Raw genomic sequence first — 16,640 nt, 5'->3', positions numbered from 1 at the left:
GGCTCAGCTCTTCTGGGTTGCTGCGCGGAGCTGCTCGGCGGTTGCGTCGAGCAACTCGTTCCAGGACACCTCGAACTTGTCGACGCCCTCTGTCTCGAGGACCTTGAACACGTCCGCAAGATCGATGCCGACTGCAGCGAGCTGATCGAAGACCGCCTGTGACTCCTGAGCGGTGCCCGAGATCGTGTCGCCGGTGATCTCGCCGTGGTCGGCGAGAGCGTCGAGCGTCTTCTCCGGCATGGTGTTGACCGTGTTCGGCGCAACCAACTCGGTGACGTAGAGAGTGTCGGGGTAATCCGGGTTCTTCACGCCGGTCGACGCCCACAGCGGACGCTGAGCCTTGGCGCCGTCGGACAGAAGAGCCTGGAAGCGCGGCTGCACCTCGAAGATCTGCTGGTACGCGTTGTACGCCAGACGCGCGTTTGCGAGTGCAGCCTTGCCACGAAGCTCGAGGGCTTCCGGCGTGCCGATTGCCGTGAGGCGGTTGTCGATCTCGGAATCCACGCGGGAGACGAAGAACGAGGCGACCGACTCGATGGACGAGATGTCGCGGCCGGCAGCCTTGGCGGTGTCCAGACCTTCCAGGTATGCGCCCATGACTGCCTCGTAGCGCTCGACCGAGAAGATCAAGGTGACGTTGACGCTGATGCCCTCACCGATCACCTTGGCGATGGCGGGAATGCCTGCCAGCGTCGCGGGGATCTTGATCAGGACGTTCGGACGATCGACGATCTTGTGCAGCTCGATCGCCTGCGCGACGGTGGCGTCGGTGTCGTGTGCCAGGCGAGGATCGACTTCGATGGACACGCGGCCGTCGACGCCGTTCGACGCCTCGAACTGCGGAGCCAGGATGTCGCACGCAGCACGCACGTCGTCGGTGGTCACCGCGGTGATGGTGGCGTCGACATCGGCGCCGCGCTGTGCGAGCTCACGGACCTGAGCGTCGTACGCCGATCCCTTGGACAGTGCCGCCTGGAAGATCGACGGGTTGGTCGTGACACCCACGATCGACTTCGTGTCGATGAGGTTCTGCAGGTTGCCGGACTGGATGCGATCCCGCGAGAGGTCGTCGAGCCAGATGGAAACGCCTGCAGAGGAGAGCTTTTCGGTATTCACGTTCTGTGTCATCGCGATCATCCCTTCACAGCTGCGAGGGAGCGCTGCGCGGCTTCGACAGTCGCGTCGGCAGTGATGCCGAACTCCCGGAACAAGGTCTTGTAATCGGCGGAAGCGCCGTAGTGCTCGAGCGAGACGGCCTGACCGGCGTCGCCGAGGATGCGCCACCACGGCATTGCGATACCGGCTTCGACGGACACGCGTGCGCGGACGGCGGGCGGAATGACCTCGTCGCGGTACGCCTGATCCTGCTCGAGGAACCAGTCGAGGCACGGCACGGAAACGACGCGGGTTGCGACGCCCTGAGCTTCGAGGGTCTCGCGAGCCTCGGTGGCCAGATGCAGTTCGGAACCGGTCGCAAGCAAGATGACCTCGGGCGAACCGTTGGCAGCGTCGACGAGGACGTAAGCGCCGCGCTTGACGCCTTCGGCAGCCTTCTCCTTGGTGCCTTCGAGAACCGGGATGTCCTGGCGGGTGAGCGCCAGAGCCGTCGGGCCCGTCTTGTTCTCGAGTGCTGCCTGCCATGCGAACGAGGTCTCGTTGGCGTCACCCGGGCGGACGACGGCGAGGTTCGGGATCGCACGAAGAGCAGCGAGGTGCTCGACCGGCTGGTGAGTCGGGCCGTCTTCGCCGAGACCGATGGAGTCGTGGGTCCAGACGTAGGTGACGGCAGTCTTCATCAGTGCGGCCAGGCGAACCGCCGGACGCATGTAGTCGGAGAAGACCATGAAGGTTCCGCCGTACGGACGGGTGGGCCCGTGCAGCGCGATGCCGTTGAGGATCGAGCCCATCGCGTGCTCACGGATACCGAAGTGGAGCGTGCGGCCGTAAGGCTGCGCAGTCCAGTCGCTGGTGGAGATGGAGAAGGGGCCGAACGAATCTGCGCCCTTGATGGTGGTGTTGTTGCTGCCGGCGAGGTCGGCGGAACCGCCCCACAGTTCGGGCAGGATCGGTCCGAGCGCGTTGAGTGCCGAACCGGAGGCCTTGCGAGTCGCAACGCCCTTGGCGTCGGCTTCGTAGGTCGGGAGAGCGTCGGCCCAGCCGGCGGGGAACTCACCGGCGAACAGGCGGTCGAAGAGTTCCTTGCGCTCGGACTCACGTGCGGCCCACGCGTCGAACTCGACCTGCCATGCCTTGTGTGCGTCGGCTCCGCGCGAGACGACCTCACGGGCGTGAGCCAGAGCGTCGGCGTCGACGTCGAAGGACTTGCTCGGATCGAACCCGAGGGCTTCCTTGACCGCGGCGACTTCGTCGGCACCGAGTGCGGAGCCGTGAACGTCGCCGGTGTTCATCTTCTTCGGCGCCGGGAAACCGATGATGGTGCGGAGCAAGATGATGGACGGACGATCGACGACGGCCTTGGCTGCGGCAACCGCGTCGAGGATGCCGGAGACGTTCTCGCCGCCCTCGACGTGCTGAACGTGCCAGCCGTACGCCTCGTAGCGCTTTCCGACATCTTCGCCGAGAGCGATGGCGGTGTCGTGCTCGATGGAGATCTTGTTGTCGTCGTAGAAGACGATCAGGTTGCCCAGTTCCTGGACACCCGCGAGAGACGACGCCTCGGAGGTGACGCCTTCCTCGATGTCACCGTCGGACGCGATCACGTAGATGTGATGGTCGAAGGGGGAGGAGCCGACCGGGGTCTCCGGATCGAACAGCCCGCGCTCACGACGCGCAGCCATGGCCATGCCGACTGCGGACGCAAGGCCCTGGCCGAGCGGACCGGTGGTCATCTCGACGCCGACGGTGTGGCCTACCTCGGGGTGACCGGGGGTCAGTGCGCCCCATGTGCGGAGAGCTTCGAGGTCAGCAAGCTCGAGACCGTACCCCGAGAGGTAGAGCTGGGTGTACAGCGTCAAGGACGAATGGCCACAGGAAAGAACGAAGCGGTCACGGCCGACCCATTCTGCATCCGAAGGATCGTGGCGCATGATGCGCTGAAAGAGGGTGTATGCCAACGGCGCCAAGCTCATTGCAGTTCCGGGATGGCCGTTGCCGACCTTCTGAACCGCGTCGGCGGCGAGCACGCGGGCGGTATCGACAGCCTTGGTGTCCAGGTCGGTCCAGTCCGAGGGGTGGACGGGTTGCGTGAGGACGTGGATCTCGTCTGTGATCGACACTGGCAGATGTCTCCTGACATGGTGTACGTGGATTGCGAGGGTGGGGTGTCCCTCCACTGCGTAACCCAGCCTAATGGTCCTGGCTGTCCGGGTCGATTCGGTTCCTCAATGGCTGCGGTCTACCATCGTTCGTAGTAGAGGACAGTGTCAGCAGTGTGTCGTGAACAGTTAGTGCGGTAACGCGTGGTGCAAGGAGAGAACGTGCGGACAGGGCAACAGCCGAGCGGACATGGCTTCGGCAGCCCAGGTGCCGCCCCGCGGGCGACCAATACCGATACGGTGTGGGGTCGCGCAACGGGCAAGGTTCTGGCTTATATCGCGCTCACGAAGCCGCGAGTTATCGAATTGCTGTTGGTGGCAACCATTCCGGCAATGCTGCTGGCAGATCGCGGAACGGTCGACATCGTTCTGATCCTCAGCACCCTCTTCGGTGGCTGGATGGGCGCGGCGAGTGCGAACTCGCTCAACTGCGTCGTCGACGCCGACATCGACAAGGTCATGAAGCGCACCGCGAAGCGTCCGTTGGCCCGCGAGGCGGTGCCGACCCGTAACGCACTCGTCTTCGGACTTCTTCTCGGACTCGCGTCGTTCCTGTGGCTGTGGTGGCGAGCCAACCTCCTGGCCGGCATCCTCGTCGTGATCACGATCGCGTTCTACGTCCTCATCTACACGATGGTTCTCAAGCGTCGTACCTGGCAGAACGTCATCTGGGGTGGCGCAGCCGGATGTATGCCCGTCCTCGTGGGCTGGGCCGCTGTCACCGGTTCACTGAGCTGGCAGCCCGTCGTGCTGTTCCTGATCATCTTCTTCTGGACGCCGCCGCACACCTGGGCGCTGGCGATGCGATACAAAGAGGACTACAAAGCTGCCGGTGTTCCCATGCTTCCGGTGATCGCCACCGAAGAGCACGTCACCAAGCAGATCCTGTTCTACAGCTGGGCAATGGTCGTCACGACGCTTGTCCTCGTGCCCGCATCGGGAGTCATCTACGCCGCCATCACCATCGTTGCCGGTGCGTGGTTCCTGCTCATGGCACATCAGCTGTACCGCAGCGTTCGCGGTGGTGCTCAGGTCAAACCGCTACGCCTGTTCCTGCAGTCCAACAACTATCTTGCGATCGTGTTCGTCGGCCTCGCCGTCGACTCGGTTCTCGGACTCCAGACGATCAGCGACATGCTCAGCTGATTCTGCTGTGCGCCTTTATTAACCGCGGGCGGTTAATAAAGGCGCACAGCACTTCGCTAGGGAATCAGAACGATCGACCCGGTCGTTGCTCTACCTTCCAGATCCCGATGGGCTGTTGCCGCGTCGGCGAGGGGATACTCGGCGCCGACGCGAATATCGAGTTTCCCGGCTGCAATGGCGTCGAAGACATCGCCGGCACGCCAGGTCAGTTCCTCTCGAGTGCGAATGTGATGCGCGAGCGTCGGACGCGTCAGGAACAGTGAACCCGACGAATTGAGCCGCTGCGGGTCGACAGGCGGAACCGGTCCACTGGCCGCACCGAACAAAGCGACCGTGCCGCGGATGCGCACGGAAGCCAAGCTCGAATCAAAAGTTGTCGCACCGACGCCGTCGTATGCCGCCGCTACTCCTTCGCCGCCGGTCAACTCCCGGACTCGCGCTGCGATGTCCTCGTCGTACCGCAGGACCTCCGCGGCGCCCGCGCCACGCGAGAGTTCTTCCTTTGCATCCGATGACACAGTCGTGATGACCTTCGCCCCGAGGCTGACGGCCATCTGCGTCAGGATCAACCCGACGCCGCCCGCGCCTGCGTGCACGAGCACGGTGTCGCCGCTCTGGATCGGATACGTCGACTTCGCGAGGTAGTGCGCCGTCATCCCCTGCAGGAGCGCCGACGCTGCGGCCGATGCCGGGACACCGTCAGGCACTTTCACTGCGACTGCGGCGGGAACAGCCACCTTCTCGGCATAGCTGCCAGTGGCAGCGGCCCACGCGACCCGGTCGCCCACGGAGAATTCGGAGACGTCGGAGCCGACAGCTTCGACGACACCGCTGCCCTCGTCGCCGGGAATGTAGGGGAGCGGACGCTTGTACTGGCCCATTCGGAAGTACGTGTCGATGAAATTGATGCCGATCGCTTCGGTCTTGACGAGTAGATCGCCTGGGCCGGGTGTCGGTTCGGGTTGTTCGGTCAGAGTCAGAACGTCTGGTCCGCCGGTCTCGGTCACGTAGATGGCTCGCATGGTTTCTGTTCTACACCCGAGGCGGCCGACGCTCAGTCCATGCCTGGTGTCGCTTCCGGGCTACCGACCAGTATTGTCGAGTCATGAGCACCGATACCGAGAAGTCGGACGCCACCCCGTCCGCGCCGGAACTGCCGAAGTCCACGGTGAACGCCATCACCAAGTTCGTCGCCGAGCACGGCGGCTCCGCCAGCGCCGTCATCCAGCCGGTCGGCCTGGCCGGCGTTCGCATCACCCTCGTAGGTGCCGACGGCATCCTCGGTGATCAGGTCGTCGAGGACCTCGCCACGGCAAACGCGGTCGTCGCGTCCTTCGACAACGTCACCGTCGCCGAGTGGGAGCGCGAACTGACGAGCATCGTCACCCCGCAGGAAGGCCATTTCAAGAAGATGGCCGGTTGGGTCGCAAACCAGACTCGGTTCCCGAAAGCTCGCAACGAATCCTGAAATGACGTGTGGGGCGTAGGAACACCTTTTGGTGTTCCTACGCCCCACACGTGTCTTGAAGCGTCAGACAGCTGGTATCGGCGAATTGGTCGGCGTGTACTGGCGGGTCTTACCCGCAGCCCAAACTGCTGCGGTCGCAGCCGTGCACAGTCCTGCACCGGCGACGTGCATGATCACCAGAACTTCCGGCACATCGGTGAAGTACTGCACGACACCGATGAGCGACTGCGCGAGGATCAATCCCAGCAGGACCTTCAGACGGATCTTCACGGCTGCGGATGTCCCGACCGCATACAGGCCGAAGGTCAGACCCACGACCAGCGCGAGATATCCGACCAGAAGCTGTGAGTGCAGATGGACGAGCGTCACGATCTCGATCTCCAGGCGAGGCACCGTCCGGTCCAGTCCCTTGTCGCCGGCGTGCGGGCCTGCGCCCGTTACGAGAGTTCCAGCGACCAAAACGCCGGCGAGCGCGACACCTGACAGCGCGGTAAGCCAGCGCAACGGCTTCGGCATCACGACCAGAGTTGTTGCTTCGTCGGGTTCCGCGATCTTCGCGTACATCACCGTGGCAACCCAGACCATCAGCATCGACGCAACCAGGTGAATGGCGACCGTCCACCACAGCAAGCCTGTGAGGACGGTGATACCGCCGATCACTGCCTGAACGACAGTGCCGAGCGGCATCATCCAGGCGTAGACAAGCACCTCTTTGCGTCGGCGAGCGCGAGTCACCGCAAGCACGATCGCAGCGGCGACGATGACGACCAGGAAGGTCAGCAGGCGGTTGCCGAACTCGACGGCTTGGTGAATCACCGCGACCTGTCCGTGGCCGACCGGGACGAAGCTACCGGGGAAGCACTGCGGCCACGTCGGGCAACCGAGTCCCGAGTCCGTCACGCGCACCACCGCGCCGGTGACAGCGATGCCGCCCTGCGTCAGGATCACGATGAACGCGATGATTTTCTGCGTTTTCAGCGAGGGGAGAGGTAGTCGATCCACCAAGCGTAAAAATCCGGCATACACACGATTCACCACGCCAACGATCGTAGTTCCCCATCAACTACACAGTGTCGTTGGGGCCAGCTCGCTCCGCGCCTGCCCCGCGTCGTTGGGGCCAGCTCGCTCCGCGCCTGCCCCGACTCGACGAGACCAGAACTGCGCAGCCGTGGGGCCAGCTCGCGTCAGTTCGCGCGAACTCGCACGATTCCCGAGATCGTTCCCTGGAAGTACTCGCCCGACTCGGTGATGAGTGCAGACATCTGAAGGGTGTCGTTGAGGATCGTCGACGGCAGGGGAGTCGAACCGATCTGCGACCCGTCCTTCGAGTCGATCACCGCGAAGGAGTAACCGTCCAGCGGAGAGGTGTTCGGAGCACCGTCCCGTGTCACCGTGTAAATCGAGCCGTCAGCCGTCGAGAGGTGGGGTACCGCGGAGCTGCGAATCGTGTTGTCCCACACGACATGGCAGCCGACCGGATCGATGTCGACGCGGGTCATTCCGCCGTTGAAGGGTGCCGTGGCGGGGACCGCTGGACCGGCACCTTCAGGAGTCGTGGGGTACGGGTATCCGTAAGTGCCGGCGACGTAGACGGAATGACCGATGCCGACGGGGGAGTTCTCGCTGCCGCTCGGTGAGCCGTCCTGGCTGGCAGCGGACAACACCGGCTGCGTGCACACCTCGGCGCCCGTGTCAGCGCGATAGACATGCAAGCTCACTGTCGGGTGGGCGTTGTCGACGATGGTCAAGAAATCGCTGCCCGTCGACGGGCCGAAGTATGTCGGCGTCGATCCGGTTCCCCAGCTGAGCTGACCCGGATTACGGGCCGGCCCGCGGTCGTACGGCTGACGCCAGTCGATGACGACCTCGTCGCCATTTCGCTTCAGTTGGTAGAGCGCGTGGGTCGTTGCGACGGCAGTGCCCGTCGGGGAGGTGGAGATGCTGTTCTGCACCTGTTCACCTTCGGGGAGTGCAATGCTGTGCGCGATTCGATCCGCGCCGACATACCCGACGGTGCCGTGCCCGGTGGCGAACCAGACATTGCCTTCCCAGTCCGGAGCGAGGCCGGTGACGTTGTCGTCGGCGGCAACCGCACCACTGAGATCGACTACATCCGCGAGTTCCAGCCGCCAACTGCCGTCCGGATTCTGCGCATGGGAAATGCGGACCAGTTGACGGTTTCCGTCGACGGCTACGAGACGGTTCTCGTTGTCGAGGTAGGCGTAGACGCCGCCGAGCAGACTGCCCTTCGCGAGCGGCAGTTGTGCTACGGATCTACCCAACGGCGTGGCGTCGGCCTTCGGATCGATCAAATGGATGGTCGGGATCTGGCCGATCATCGTCGTGCAGAGCGAGACGATCATGCCGTCGGAACCCTGGAGGACTGTCGGGCAGGCGGCCATCATCGGGAAAGCTGTCACCTCGTGTGGGCCGGTTCCTGGACCAGGCAGCGGCGTGACGTCGGACGAGCCCGCGTCACCGTGCATGGTGGAAGTACCGACGGGACCGAGGTACGGATTTGCAGGTGCGAGTGGACCGGACACCGAAGGGGTCGCCGTTGCGGGTCCGGCACACAACATGACTGTTGCGGCCACACAGCCGACGATCTGAGCTGTCCGTCGTGTACTCACGTGAACTTGAACCACCTTGCTGCGCAGACTCCGGCCACTGCGGCCCAGATGAGAAGTACGAGAATCGAGAACCAGTCCATCGAGGTGTCGAGGGCCGCTTCGAGTGCGTGTGCGAGAGCGCCGGACGGAACAATGCGTACCAGCGTATGAACGGCGGTCGGGAGTTCACCACTAGCGAAGACCACACTGCCGATGCCCACCATGATGAACCACAGGATGTTGGCGAGAGCGAGAACGATCTCTGCTCGCAAAGTACCGCCGAGCAGTAGGCCAAGCGCTGCAAATGTGACAGTACCGATGGCAATGACCACTGCGCCGAGTACAAGTTCGACAAATGACGGACGCCATCCCAACGCCAAACCGATAGCGCCGAGCAAGAGTGACTGCAGCGCCACGACGATGATGACGGCAGCGCTCTTGCCTGCGATGATTCCCCACCGCGGTAGCGGCGTTGCACCGAGTCGCTTGAGCGCGCCGTATCGGCGGTCGAATCCGACGGCGATGGCCTGTCCGGTGAACGCCGTCGACATCACGGCAACCATCATGACACCAGGGAGCACGGTATCGACCCGAGAATCGCCCAAATCGCCGATCGGAAGTAGACACAGTCCGATGAGCAGGGTGATCGGGATGAACATGGTGAGCAGCAATTGCTCACCGTTGCGGAGCAGAAGAGTCAGCTCCAGTTTGGTCTGCGCCGCCAGCATCTTGGCCGCCGAATTGGGGCGGGGATCCGGCGAGAAGGTGCCTGGCTCGAAGCGGTTCTCGGCGAGCCGTCGGTCTCTGGCAACGCTGATGGGACTGCTCTGGCCGTTCGACGCTGTTTCGTTCATGACCTTGATCTCCGTCATCCCCTCAGTTCCCGGCCCGTCAATTCGAGGAAGACGTCTTCCAGACTCCGTTGATCGACGCGAATGTCGTTGATCAGCACGTCCTGATCGGCACACCACGTTGCGACAGTCGCCACGGTTGCCGGATCGATTGCACCTTCGACGACGTAGGTGCCGGGGTTGGATTCCTCGATGCGGAACCCGGCGAGTGAACCGGCCAGCGAATCGAGGCTCAAACCGGGAACCGTCGTCAGACGGAGTTGTCCTTCGGCGCCCTTGCTGGTGACCTCCGCCGGCGTTCCCGACGCGACGATCTTGCCGTGGTCGATGATGACCAGTTCGTCGGCGAGCGCTTCGGCCTCGTCCATGAGGTGTGTGGTGAGCAGGACGCTCACGCCGTCGCGTCGCAGAGCGTCGATGAGTTCCCACACGAGTAGACGTGCCTGAGCGTCGAGGCCGGCGGTGGGTTCGTCCAGAAATACCAATTCGGGACGGCCGACCAGCGCGCACGCCAGTGACAGTCGTTGCTGCTGGCCTCCGGAGAGGCGGCGGTACGGGGTCTTGCGCGCATCGGTGAGGCCGAGTTTGGAAAGGAGCCAGGCGGGATCGAGCGGGTCGGCCGAGTATGCGGCCACGAGGTCGAGCATTTCCCCGGCCTTGGACCCGGGGTACGCGCCGCCGCCCTGCAGCATGACGCCGATTCGCGAGCGGACTTCACCGGAGTCGGCGATGGGGTCGAGACCGAGCACTCGAACCGTGCCGGCATCGGGGGTGACAAAACCTTCGCACATTTCGACGGTGGTCGTCTTACCGGCTCCGTTGGGGCCGAGCAGGGCAACGACCTGGGCCGTCTCGACAGTGAGATCGATACCGTCGACGGCTCGAACACCGTCGAAGGACTTGACGACACCCTGGATCTGTACCGCCGGCGTCGACGATCTGGAGGCTCTCGAGGTCACGGGGAATCAGCGTAAGCCCCCGCCGAGTTGTCTTCGTCTACCGGTCCGCCTTTCGTGATCTCCGCTACTGGCTTGTCGCTACGCCAGGGGAGTGAATTGCGGGTGAAGACGATGAGCGTTCCGGCGGTGAGGATGGTCGCGATGACGGCCTGCACGATCATGAACGGAAGGTATTCGGCGCCGTTGGACATCAACATGACGCTGACGATCGAGGTGAAGACGACGGCAGGGATGCGGAAAATCGGCGCGGTGGCCCACGCCGCCAACGGAAGGATCGCCCACAGCAGGTACCACGGCTGAACGACGGGGAACAGGAGAACGATCGCGCCGAGCGCGATGCCGAGTCCGCCGACCGGATGGATGCGGCCCATGTAGACCGAGATCATCATCCGTGCGGTGACGAGCATGGCGACGAGAGTTGCGATGGGCCGCGTGATCGTGAGGATCGCCGTCGTGTGATCGCCGAGTCCGAGCAGTACGCCTGCCAATCCCGTGCCGACGCCCAGGAGCGTCGGGATGGACATCCAACTCCGGACTGCCGTGGCGGTGTCGAGGGTGTTGATCCAACCCATACCGAGCCCACTGGCCACGCTGATGACAAACGTGACGACAGCGGCAACGATGCCCAGGAGAATCGCGGCTCCCGCCAGGGCTTTCCAGGTTCCACCCCAACGCCGGGCCAAGGCCATGCCGACAAATCCCAGTGCAAGCAAGGACGGAATTTTGACGGTCGACGACAATGCGATCAAACCTGATCCCGCAACGAGATAGAACAGCGCTCGCCCACGGATGGGCCCGGACCCTTCGACTGCGCGAAGAGCGATCTCGATTCCGGCGAGCATCAACCCGAGCATGAGTGCTTCGTTGTGGATGCCGGCCACCAAGTGGAAGAGCAACAGCGGGTTCGCGGCACCGAGCCAGAGCGAACTGACGGCAGAGACACCGCATCGCTTGGCCAGTCGCGGTATCGCCCACACGATGAGCGCGACGCCGGCCAATGCGAGCAAGCGGTGCAAGAAGATTCCGGCCACGATGTTGTCGCCGGTCAGTGAGCTGATCCCGCGTCCCAGCCACAGGAAGAACGGACCGTACGGAGCCGGGGTGTCGCGCCAGATCGTCGGAACCGTGCGGGTGAGAACGTGGTCGACGCCCAGTGCCGCCTTGGGGCCGATGGCGTACGGATCGAGTCCACGGGCCGCGATTTCGCTTTGAGCCAGATACGAGTAGACGTCGCGGCTGAACATCGGCGGTGCGACCGAGAGCGGCAGGATCCACAGCAGGAGTGTGCGGTCCAACTGGGAACGGGTCATGCGCCGCGGTGCGCCGGAACGGCTGCGTATGTCCCCGACTGCAAATCGGCCCATCATCAGCCAGGCCAGAACGACGAGCACGGTTCCGGTCATCGTCATGGTGAGTGAGACCGTCGGCATACGTCCGGGAAGGCTGAGGACTCGAAGTCCTGCGGTCGGATTCTGCAGGACGGGTTGTGCGCCGGCGCCGAGCGCTCCGACTGCCATCAAGACCGCGCCGGTTGCGCCGAATCGGCGAATCCCTCGCAGTTGTGCGGTTTCCTTCGCGTTCAGGCCAGGGCGCTCGTCCTCGTCGCCGTGCAGCACCGCGGCCATACTCTGCCGGGGAGCGGATCCGAAAGGTCGAACGCCGATTGTGGAAAGCGCGAGTGCCTTGGGTTTTTCCAGCAGGATCGCGCGCGCCGATCGGGCGGTCGTCGTCTTCTCGGGGGTCTGCGGCACACCAGGCAGCGTAGCGGCTCCATCCAGCCGGACAGACAAGCACAAACAACGTACGTTGTCCGGATATTCCCGAATGTAATGCAGGTTGCCCTTAGTAGACCTGCGAAAAGAATTCCGTCACACTTGTGTTGTGAAAAGAAATGCGTCAGACCCACGAAGCAAGGAAGTTGCAGGTCAGCCCACTGTAGCGGCCTCGCCGAGTGCTGCCGCAAATCCGGTGACAGTGAGCGTCGAAGGTCAGACGCGGGCGGCAGTGGTCAAGCTGCTACTCGAAGAAGGCCCCATTACCGCCTCCGAAATCGGCACGCGCCTCGGTTTGAGTGCCGCAGGTGTCCGACGTCACTTGGATGCGTTGATCGAGTCCGGCGAAGCCCGAACTGCTTCGGCGTCGTCGCTGCGTCAGCGTGGACGAGGTCGTCCCGCCAAGCAGTTCCAGATCACCGCGACCGGTCGCGGCCGCCTCGGCCACACCTACGACGATCTGGCGGGAGCCGCGATGCGGCAACTCCGTGAAATCGGCGGAGACGCGGCAATCGAGGAGTTCGCCAAGCGTCGGGTTCAGGCGATCGTCGGAGACGTCGAACCGGCTGATCCGACAGATGTCGACAACGTCGAGGCGACAGCGGACGCAATCGCCGAAGCCTTCAACGCGGTGGGGTTCGCGGCGTCGACCCGGCCGGTCGGCAACGGCGTGCAGATCTGCCAACACCATTGCCCGGTTTCCCATGTGGCAGAAGAGTTTCCGGAACTGTGCGAGGCAGAGCAGCAAGCATTCCGGCAATTGCTCGGGACTCATGTTCAGCGTCTGGCGACCATCGCCAACGGTGACTGCGCCTGCACGACGCACGTGCCCCTCGTGTCCACCGGGAGTAGATGACCGGACCAGAGTGTTCTACAGAGCGTTGCCACCGTGCAGCGTTCGAATAGAGATTTTTCAGCTAGTTCTTCAAAGTCAGAACTGCTCGACCACAGCGACCAGCCCTCGCTGAGCCCGAGCAGCCGTCAAGAAACAAGACTCCGGAAGGAGCTCGCATGACCGTCACATCAGACCAGGCGACTACCACTGCGGCAGCAGGCACCGAGCCGCTCACGCAGGAAGAGACCATCGCGTCCCTCGGTCATTACGGCTACGGCTGGTCCGATTCCGACGAAGCCGGAGCCAGCGCGCAGCGCGGGTTGTCCGAGGCTGTCGTGCGGGACATCTCCGCCAAGAAGAGCGAGCCCGAGTGGATGCTCGACATCCGCCTCAAGGCGCTGCGCACCTTCGACAAGAAGCCGATGCCGAACTGGGGCAGCGACCTCGAAGGTATTCACTTCGACAACATCAAGTACTTCGTCCGGTCCAGCGAGAAGCAGGCCGAGTCGTGGGAAGACCTGCCCGAGGACATCAAGAACACGTACGACAAGCTCGGCATCCCCGAGGCGGAGAAGCAGCGCCTCGTTGCCGGCGTCGCAGCTCAGTACGAGTCCGAGGTCGTCTACCACTCGATCCGTGAGGACCTCGAGGAGCAGGGCGTCATCTTCCTCGACACGGACACCGGTCTCAAGCAGCACCCGGAGCTGTTCAAGGAGTACTTCGGATCGGTCATCCCGGCCGGCGACAACAAGTTCTCCGCGCTGAACACCGCCGTGTGGTCCGGTGGCTCGTTCATCTACGTTCCGCCGGGAGTCCACGTGGACATCCCGTTGCAGGCGTACTTCCGCATCAACACCGAGAACATGGGTCAGTTCGAGCGCACCCTGATCATCGTCGACGAAGATGCCTCCGTGCACTACGTCGAGGGTTGCACCGCGCCGATCTACAAGTCCGATTCACTGCACTCGGCCGTCGTCGAGATCATCGTGAAGAAGGGCGGCCACTGCCGCTACACGACCATCCAGAACTGGTCCAACAACGTCTACAACCTGGTGACCAAGCGCACCAAGGTCGAGGCAGGCGGATCCATGGAGTGGGTCGACGGCAACATCGGCTCCAAGGTCACCATGAAGTACCCGGCCGTGTGGCTGATGGGCGAGTACGCCCGCGGTGAGGTTCTCTCCGTTGCGTTCTCCGGCGAGGGCCAGCACCAGGACACCGGCGCCAAGATGCTCCACCTCGCGCCGCACACGTCCTCGACCATCATCAGCAAGTCTGTCGCCCGTGGTGGTGGACGTGCGTCGTACCGCGGTCTGGTGCAGGTCAACAAGGGTGCCCACGGCTCCAAGTCGACCGTCAAGTGTGACGCTCTGCTGGTCGACCAGATCAGCCGAAGCGACACCTACCCGTACGTCGACATCCGCGAGGACGACGTCACCATGGGTCACGAGGCCACCGTTTCGAAGGTCAGTGACGATCAGCTCTTCTACCTGATGAGCCGCGGACTGACCGAGGACGAGGCGATGGCCACCATCGTGCGTGGATTCGTCGAGCCCATCGCGAAGGAACTCCCGATGGAGTACGCGCTCGAGCTCAACCGCCTTATCGAACTTCAGATGGAAGGGGCTGTGGGTTAGTGACCACGCCAGAGACCGGAGTCATCGGAGCTGTTGCCGGGGAGAACCCGACCGCTCCTGTAAAGGGTGCAGCCACCGGCTCACCCATCACGAACAAGGGTGAGCAGTTCTCCTCGTTCGACGTCAATGCTTTCGAGGTTCCCGGCGGACGTGACGAGATCTGGCGGTTCACCCCGCTGCGTCGCCTCCGGGGATTGCACGACGGCAGCGCCGTCGCCAACGGACAGGTCACCGTCGAGGTCGACGGCGGAAGCGACATCACCGTCGAGACCGTCGGGCGTGACGACGCACGTCTGGGCAAAGCCGGCGTTCCCGCTGATCGCGTTGCAGCGCAGGCGTATTCGAGCTTCGAGACGGCAACGGTCATCTCGGTTGGTGCCGAGGTCGAGGTCGAGAAGCCCGTTGTGGTCACCATGACCGGCCCCGGAGTCGACAACGTCGCCTACGGACACACCCAGATTCGGCTGGCGCAGTTCGCCAAGGCGACGTTCGTGATCGACCAGCGCGGCAGCGGAACCTTCGCGGAGAACATCGAATTCGTTCTCGGTGACAGTTCGCAGCTGACCGTGGTGGCCATCCAGGACTGGGCGGACGACGCGGTTCACGTGACGTCACACCACGCTCGCCTGAACCGCGACGCAGTGCTTCGATACACCTCGATCAGCCTGGGCGGCGATCTGGTTCGCCTGTCCGCCACCGTCAAGTACGACGGACCGGGCGGCGACGCCGAACTGCTCGGCCTGTACTTCGCCGACGCCGGCCAGCATCTGGAACAGCGTCTGCTGGTGGACCATTCGCAGCCCAACTGCAAGTCCAACGTGGTCTACAAGGGTGCGCTTCAGGGAGATCCCGGATCCGGCAAGCCCGACGCGCACACCGTGTGGATCGGCGACGTTCTCATCCGCGCCGCAGCGGAGGGCACCGACACGTTCGAGCTCAACCGCAACCTGGTGCTGACCGACGGCGCCCGCGCCGACTCGGTTCCGAACCTCGAAATCGAAACCGGTGAGATCGTCGGGGCCGGCCACGCAAGTGCAACGGGACGTTTCGACGACGAGCAGCTGTTCTACCTGCGTGCTCGTGGTATCCCGGAGGATCAGGCTCGTCGTCTGGTCGTACGTGGGTTCTTCCACGAAATCATCAACAAGATCGCTGTTCCCGAGGTGCGCGATCGCCTCGAAGCCGCAGTCGAAGCCGAACTCGCAGCCGTCGGCTCCTGACCGCCCCGCCTGCGACACCACCCCGTCGCTACGCTCGCCCGCCTCATCTTGAAGGAATTTCATGTCTACCAGTGACAACACCACCACCTCGGTCCTCGAGGTTCGTGACCTGCACGTCGAGGTCGCCAACTCCGATGCCAACGCCGAGCCCATCCAGATCCTCAAGGGCGTCGACCTGACGGTCCGCTCGGGGGAGACCCACGCGATCATGGGCCCCAACGGCTCCGGCAAGTCGACTCTGTCGTACGCCATCGCCGGTCACCCCAAGTACCAGGTCACGTCCGGCTCCATCACCCTCAACGGTGAAGACGTCCTCGCAATGAGCGTCGACGAGCGTGCACGTGCCGGGCTCTTCCTGGCCATGCAGTACCCCGTCGAGGTTCCCGGCGTTTCCATGTCCAACTTCCTGCGCACCGCCGCTACGGCCGTGCGAGGCGAGGCTCCCAAGCTGCGCCACTGGGTCAAGGAAGTCAAGGAAGCCCTCAGCGAGCTCGAGATCGATCCCTCGTTCATCGAGCGCTCGGTCAACGAAGGCTTCTCCGGTGGCGAGAAGAAGCGCCACGAGATCCTGCAGTTGGGCATGCTCAAGCCGAAGATCGCGATCCTCGACGAGACCGACTCCGGCCTCGACGTCGACGCTCTGCGCACCGTCTCGGAAGGCGTCAACCGCTACAAGGAGCGCGAGAACGGCGGCGTTCTGCTGATCACGCACTACACGCGCATTCTGCGCTACATCAACCCCGACTTCGTTCACGTGTTCGTCGGTGGCCGCATCGTCGAGTCCGGTGGACCGGAGCTGGCCGACGAGCTCGAGACCAACGGCTACGTTCGTTTCACCGCGGACACCGCAGCTACCCAGGGAGCGTAA

General features: G+C 63.7%; 14 protein-coding genes. 6 read left to right on the top strand and 8 right to left on the bottom strand.

Annotated elements, in window-relative coordinates:
- Positions 1 to 3: 3 nt before the first annotated feature.
- Together tal and tkt are read right to left on the bottom strand one after the other, a co-directional pair.
- Entirely contained in the window at positions 4 to 1,128 is a 1,125-nt protein-coding gene (gene tal / locus ATN37_RS09200; RefSeq protein ID WP_218695041.1) for a transaldolase, read from the bottom strand.
- Positions 1,129 to 1,133: 5 nt separating this feature from the next.
- Positions 1,134 to 3,236, bottom strand: a complete 2,103-nt coding sequence (gene tkt, locus ATN37_RS09195; protein ID WP_218695039.1) for a transketolase — start codon at positions 3,234 to 3,236, stop codon at positions 1,134 to 1,136.
- 201 nt (positions 3,237 to 3,437) lie between these two features.
- Here tkt and ATN37_RS09190 point away from each other — a divergent pair, with 201 nt between their 5' ends.
- Positions 3,438 to 4,421: a heme o synthase gene (locus ATN37_RS09190; RefSeq protein ID WP_003944994.1), complete on the top strand. Its 984-nt coding sequence runs from the start codon at positions 3,438 to 3,440 to the stop codon at positions 4,419 to 4,421.
- A gap of 56 nt (positions 4,422 to 4,477) precedes the next feature.
- On the opposite strand, the gene ATN37_RS09185 is transcribed toward ATN37_RS09190, so the two are convergent.
- Positions 4,478 to 5,443 (bottom strand): quinone oxidoreductase, encoded by a 966-nt coding sequence (locus ATN37_RS09185; protein WP_042445639.1) that lies wholly within the window; start codon positions 5,441 to 5,443, stop codon positions 4,478 to 4,480.
- Between the two features lie 83 nt (positions 5,444 to 5,526).
- On the opposite strand from ATN37_RS09185, the gene ATN37_RS09180 reads away from it, so the two are divergent.
- Complete coding sequence (locus ATN37_RS09180; RefSeq protein ID WP_003945032.1) at positions 5,527 to 5,889, top strand: hypothetical protein; 363 nt, start codon at positions 5,527 to 5,529, stop codon at positions 5,887 to 5,889.
- 63 nt (positions 5,890 to 5,952) lie between these two features.
- Here ATN37_RS09180 and ATN37_RS09175 read toward each other — a convergent pair whose 3' ends face one another.
- The 5 genes from ATN37_RS09175 to mptB all read right to left on the bottom strand — a co-directional run bounded on the left by ATN37_RS09175 (position 5,953) and on the right by mptB (position 12,059).
- Positions 5,953 to 6,927, bottom strand: coding sequence for a heme A synthase (locus ATN37_RS09175; RefSeq protein WP_021332987.1), 975 nt, complete (start codon positions 6,925 to 6,927; stop codon positions 5,953 to 5,955).
- A 146-nt stretch (positions 6,928 to 7,073) separates the two neighbouring features.
- Positions 7,074 to 8,468: a hypothetical protein gene (locus ATN37_RS09170; protein ID WP_256933229.1), complete on the bottom strand. Its 1,395-nt coding sequence runs from the start codon at positions 8,466 to 8,468 to the stop codon at positions 7,074 to 7,076.
- 47 nt (positions 8,469 to 8,515) lie between these two features.
- Complete coding sequence (locus ATN37_RS09165) at positions 8,516 to 9,352, bottom strand: ABC transporter permease (protein ID WP_371684328.1); 837 nt, start codon at positions 9,350 to 9,352, stop codon at positions 8,516 to 8,518.
- 14 nt (positions 9,353 to 9,366) lie between these two features.
- Positions 9,367 to 10,308, bottom strand: a complete 942-nt coding sequence (locus ATN37_RS09160) for an ABC transporter ATP-binding protein (protein ID WP_007727917.1) — start codon at positions 10,306 to 10,308, stop codon at positions 9,367 to 9,369.
- Positions 10,305 to 12,059: a polyprenol phosphomannose-dependent alpha 1,6 mannosyltransferase MptB gene (gene mptB / locus ATN37_RS09155; RefSeq protein WP_003944776.1), complete on the bottom strand. Its 1,755-nt coding sequence runs from the start codon at positions 12,057 to 12,059 to the stop codon at positions 10,305 to 10,307. The genes ATN37_RS09160 and mptB overlap by 4 nt, the downstream gene beginning before the upstream one ends.
- 130 nt (positions 12,060 to 12,189) lie before the next feature.
- On the opposite strand from mptB, the gene ATN37_RS09150 reads away from it, so the two are divergent.
- The 4 genes from ATN37_RS09150 (at position 12,190) to sufC (ending at position 16,640) form a co-directional block, all read left to right on the top strand.
- Complete coding sequence (locus ATN37_RS09150; protein ID WP_269455348.1) at positions 12,190 to 12,936, top strand: metalloregulator ArsR/SmtB family transcription factor; 747 nt, start codon at positions 12,190 to 12,192, stop codon at positions 12,934 to 12,936.
- A gap of 155 nt (positions 12,937 to 13,091) precedes the next feature.
- Positions 13,092 to 14,552, top strand: coding sequence for a Fe-S cluster assembly protein SufB (gene sufB / locus ATN37_RS09145; protein ID WP_003944799.1), 1,461 nt, complete (start codon positions 13,092 to 13,094; stop codon positions 14,550 to 14,552).
- Complete coding sequence (gene sufD, locus ATN37_RS09140; protein WP_081557858.1) at positions 14,552 to 15,772, top strand: Fe-S cluster assembly protein SufD; 1,221 nt, start codon at positions 14,552 to 14,554, stop codon at positions 15,770 to 15,772. Before sufB ends, sufD begins: the two co-directional genes overlap by 1 nt.
- Before the next feature lie 61 nt (positions 15,773 to 15,833).
- The gene (gene sufC, locus ATN37_RS09135; RefSeq protein ID WP_003944795.1) at positions 15,834 to 16,640 is read left to right on the top strand and encodes a Fe-S cluster assembly ATPase SufC; all 807 of its coding nucleotides are present in this window, start codon (positions 15,834 to 15,836) and stop codon (positions 16,638 to 16,640) included.

Origin of the sequence: Rhodococcus sp. MH15 (genome assembly GCF_019266045.1) — a bacterium.
GTDB lineage: Bacteria > Actinomycetota > Actinomycetes > Mycobacteriales > Mycobacteriaceae > Rhodococcus_F > Rhodococcus_F qingshengii.
Note: the sequence above shows the minus strand (reverse complement) of the source record. Positions and strands in the feature narration are given on the sequence as shown.

What these genes read in the sequence shown, in the direction of transcription:
- tal (WP_218695041.1), bottom strand. Translation starts at nt 1,128, where the DNA reads ATGACACAGAACGTGAATACCGAAAAGCTCTCCTCTGCAGGCGTTTCC.
- ATN37_RS09185 (WP_042445639.1), bottom strand. Translation starts at nt 5,443, where the DNA reads ATGCGAGCCATCTACGTGACCGAGACCGGCGGACCAGACGTTCTGACT.
- ATN37_RS09180 (WP_003945032.1), top strand. Translation starts at nt 5,527, where the DNA reads ATGAGCACCGATACCGAGAAGTCGGACGCCACCCCGTCCGCGCCGGAA.
- ATN37_RS09170 (WP_256933229.1), bottom strand. Translation starts at nt 8,468, where the DNA reads ATGTTGTGTGCCGGACCCGCAACGGCGACCCCTTCGGTGTCCGGTCCA.
- ATN37_RS09165 (WP_371684328.1), bottom strand. Translation starts at nt 9,352, where the DNA reads ATGAACGAAACAGCGTCGAACGGCCAGAGCAGTCCCATCAGCGTTGCC.
- sufB (WP_003944799.1), top strand. Translation starts at nt 13,092, where the DNA reads ATGACCGTCACATCAGACCAGGCGACTACCACTGCGGCAGCAGGCACC.
- sufC (WP_003944795.1), top strand. Translation starts at nt 15,834, where the DNA reads ATGTCTACCAGTGACAACACCACCACCTCGGTCCTCGAGGTTCGTGAC.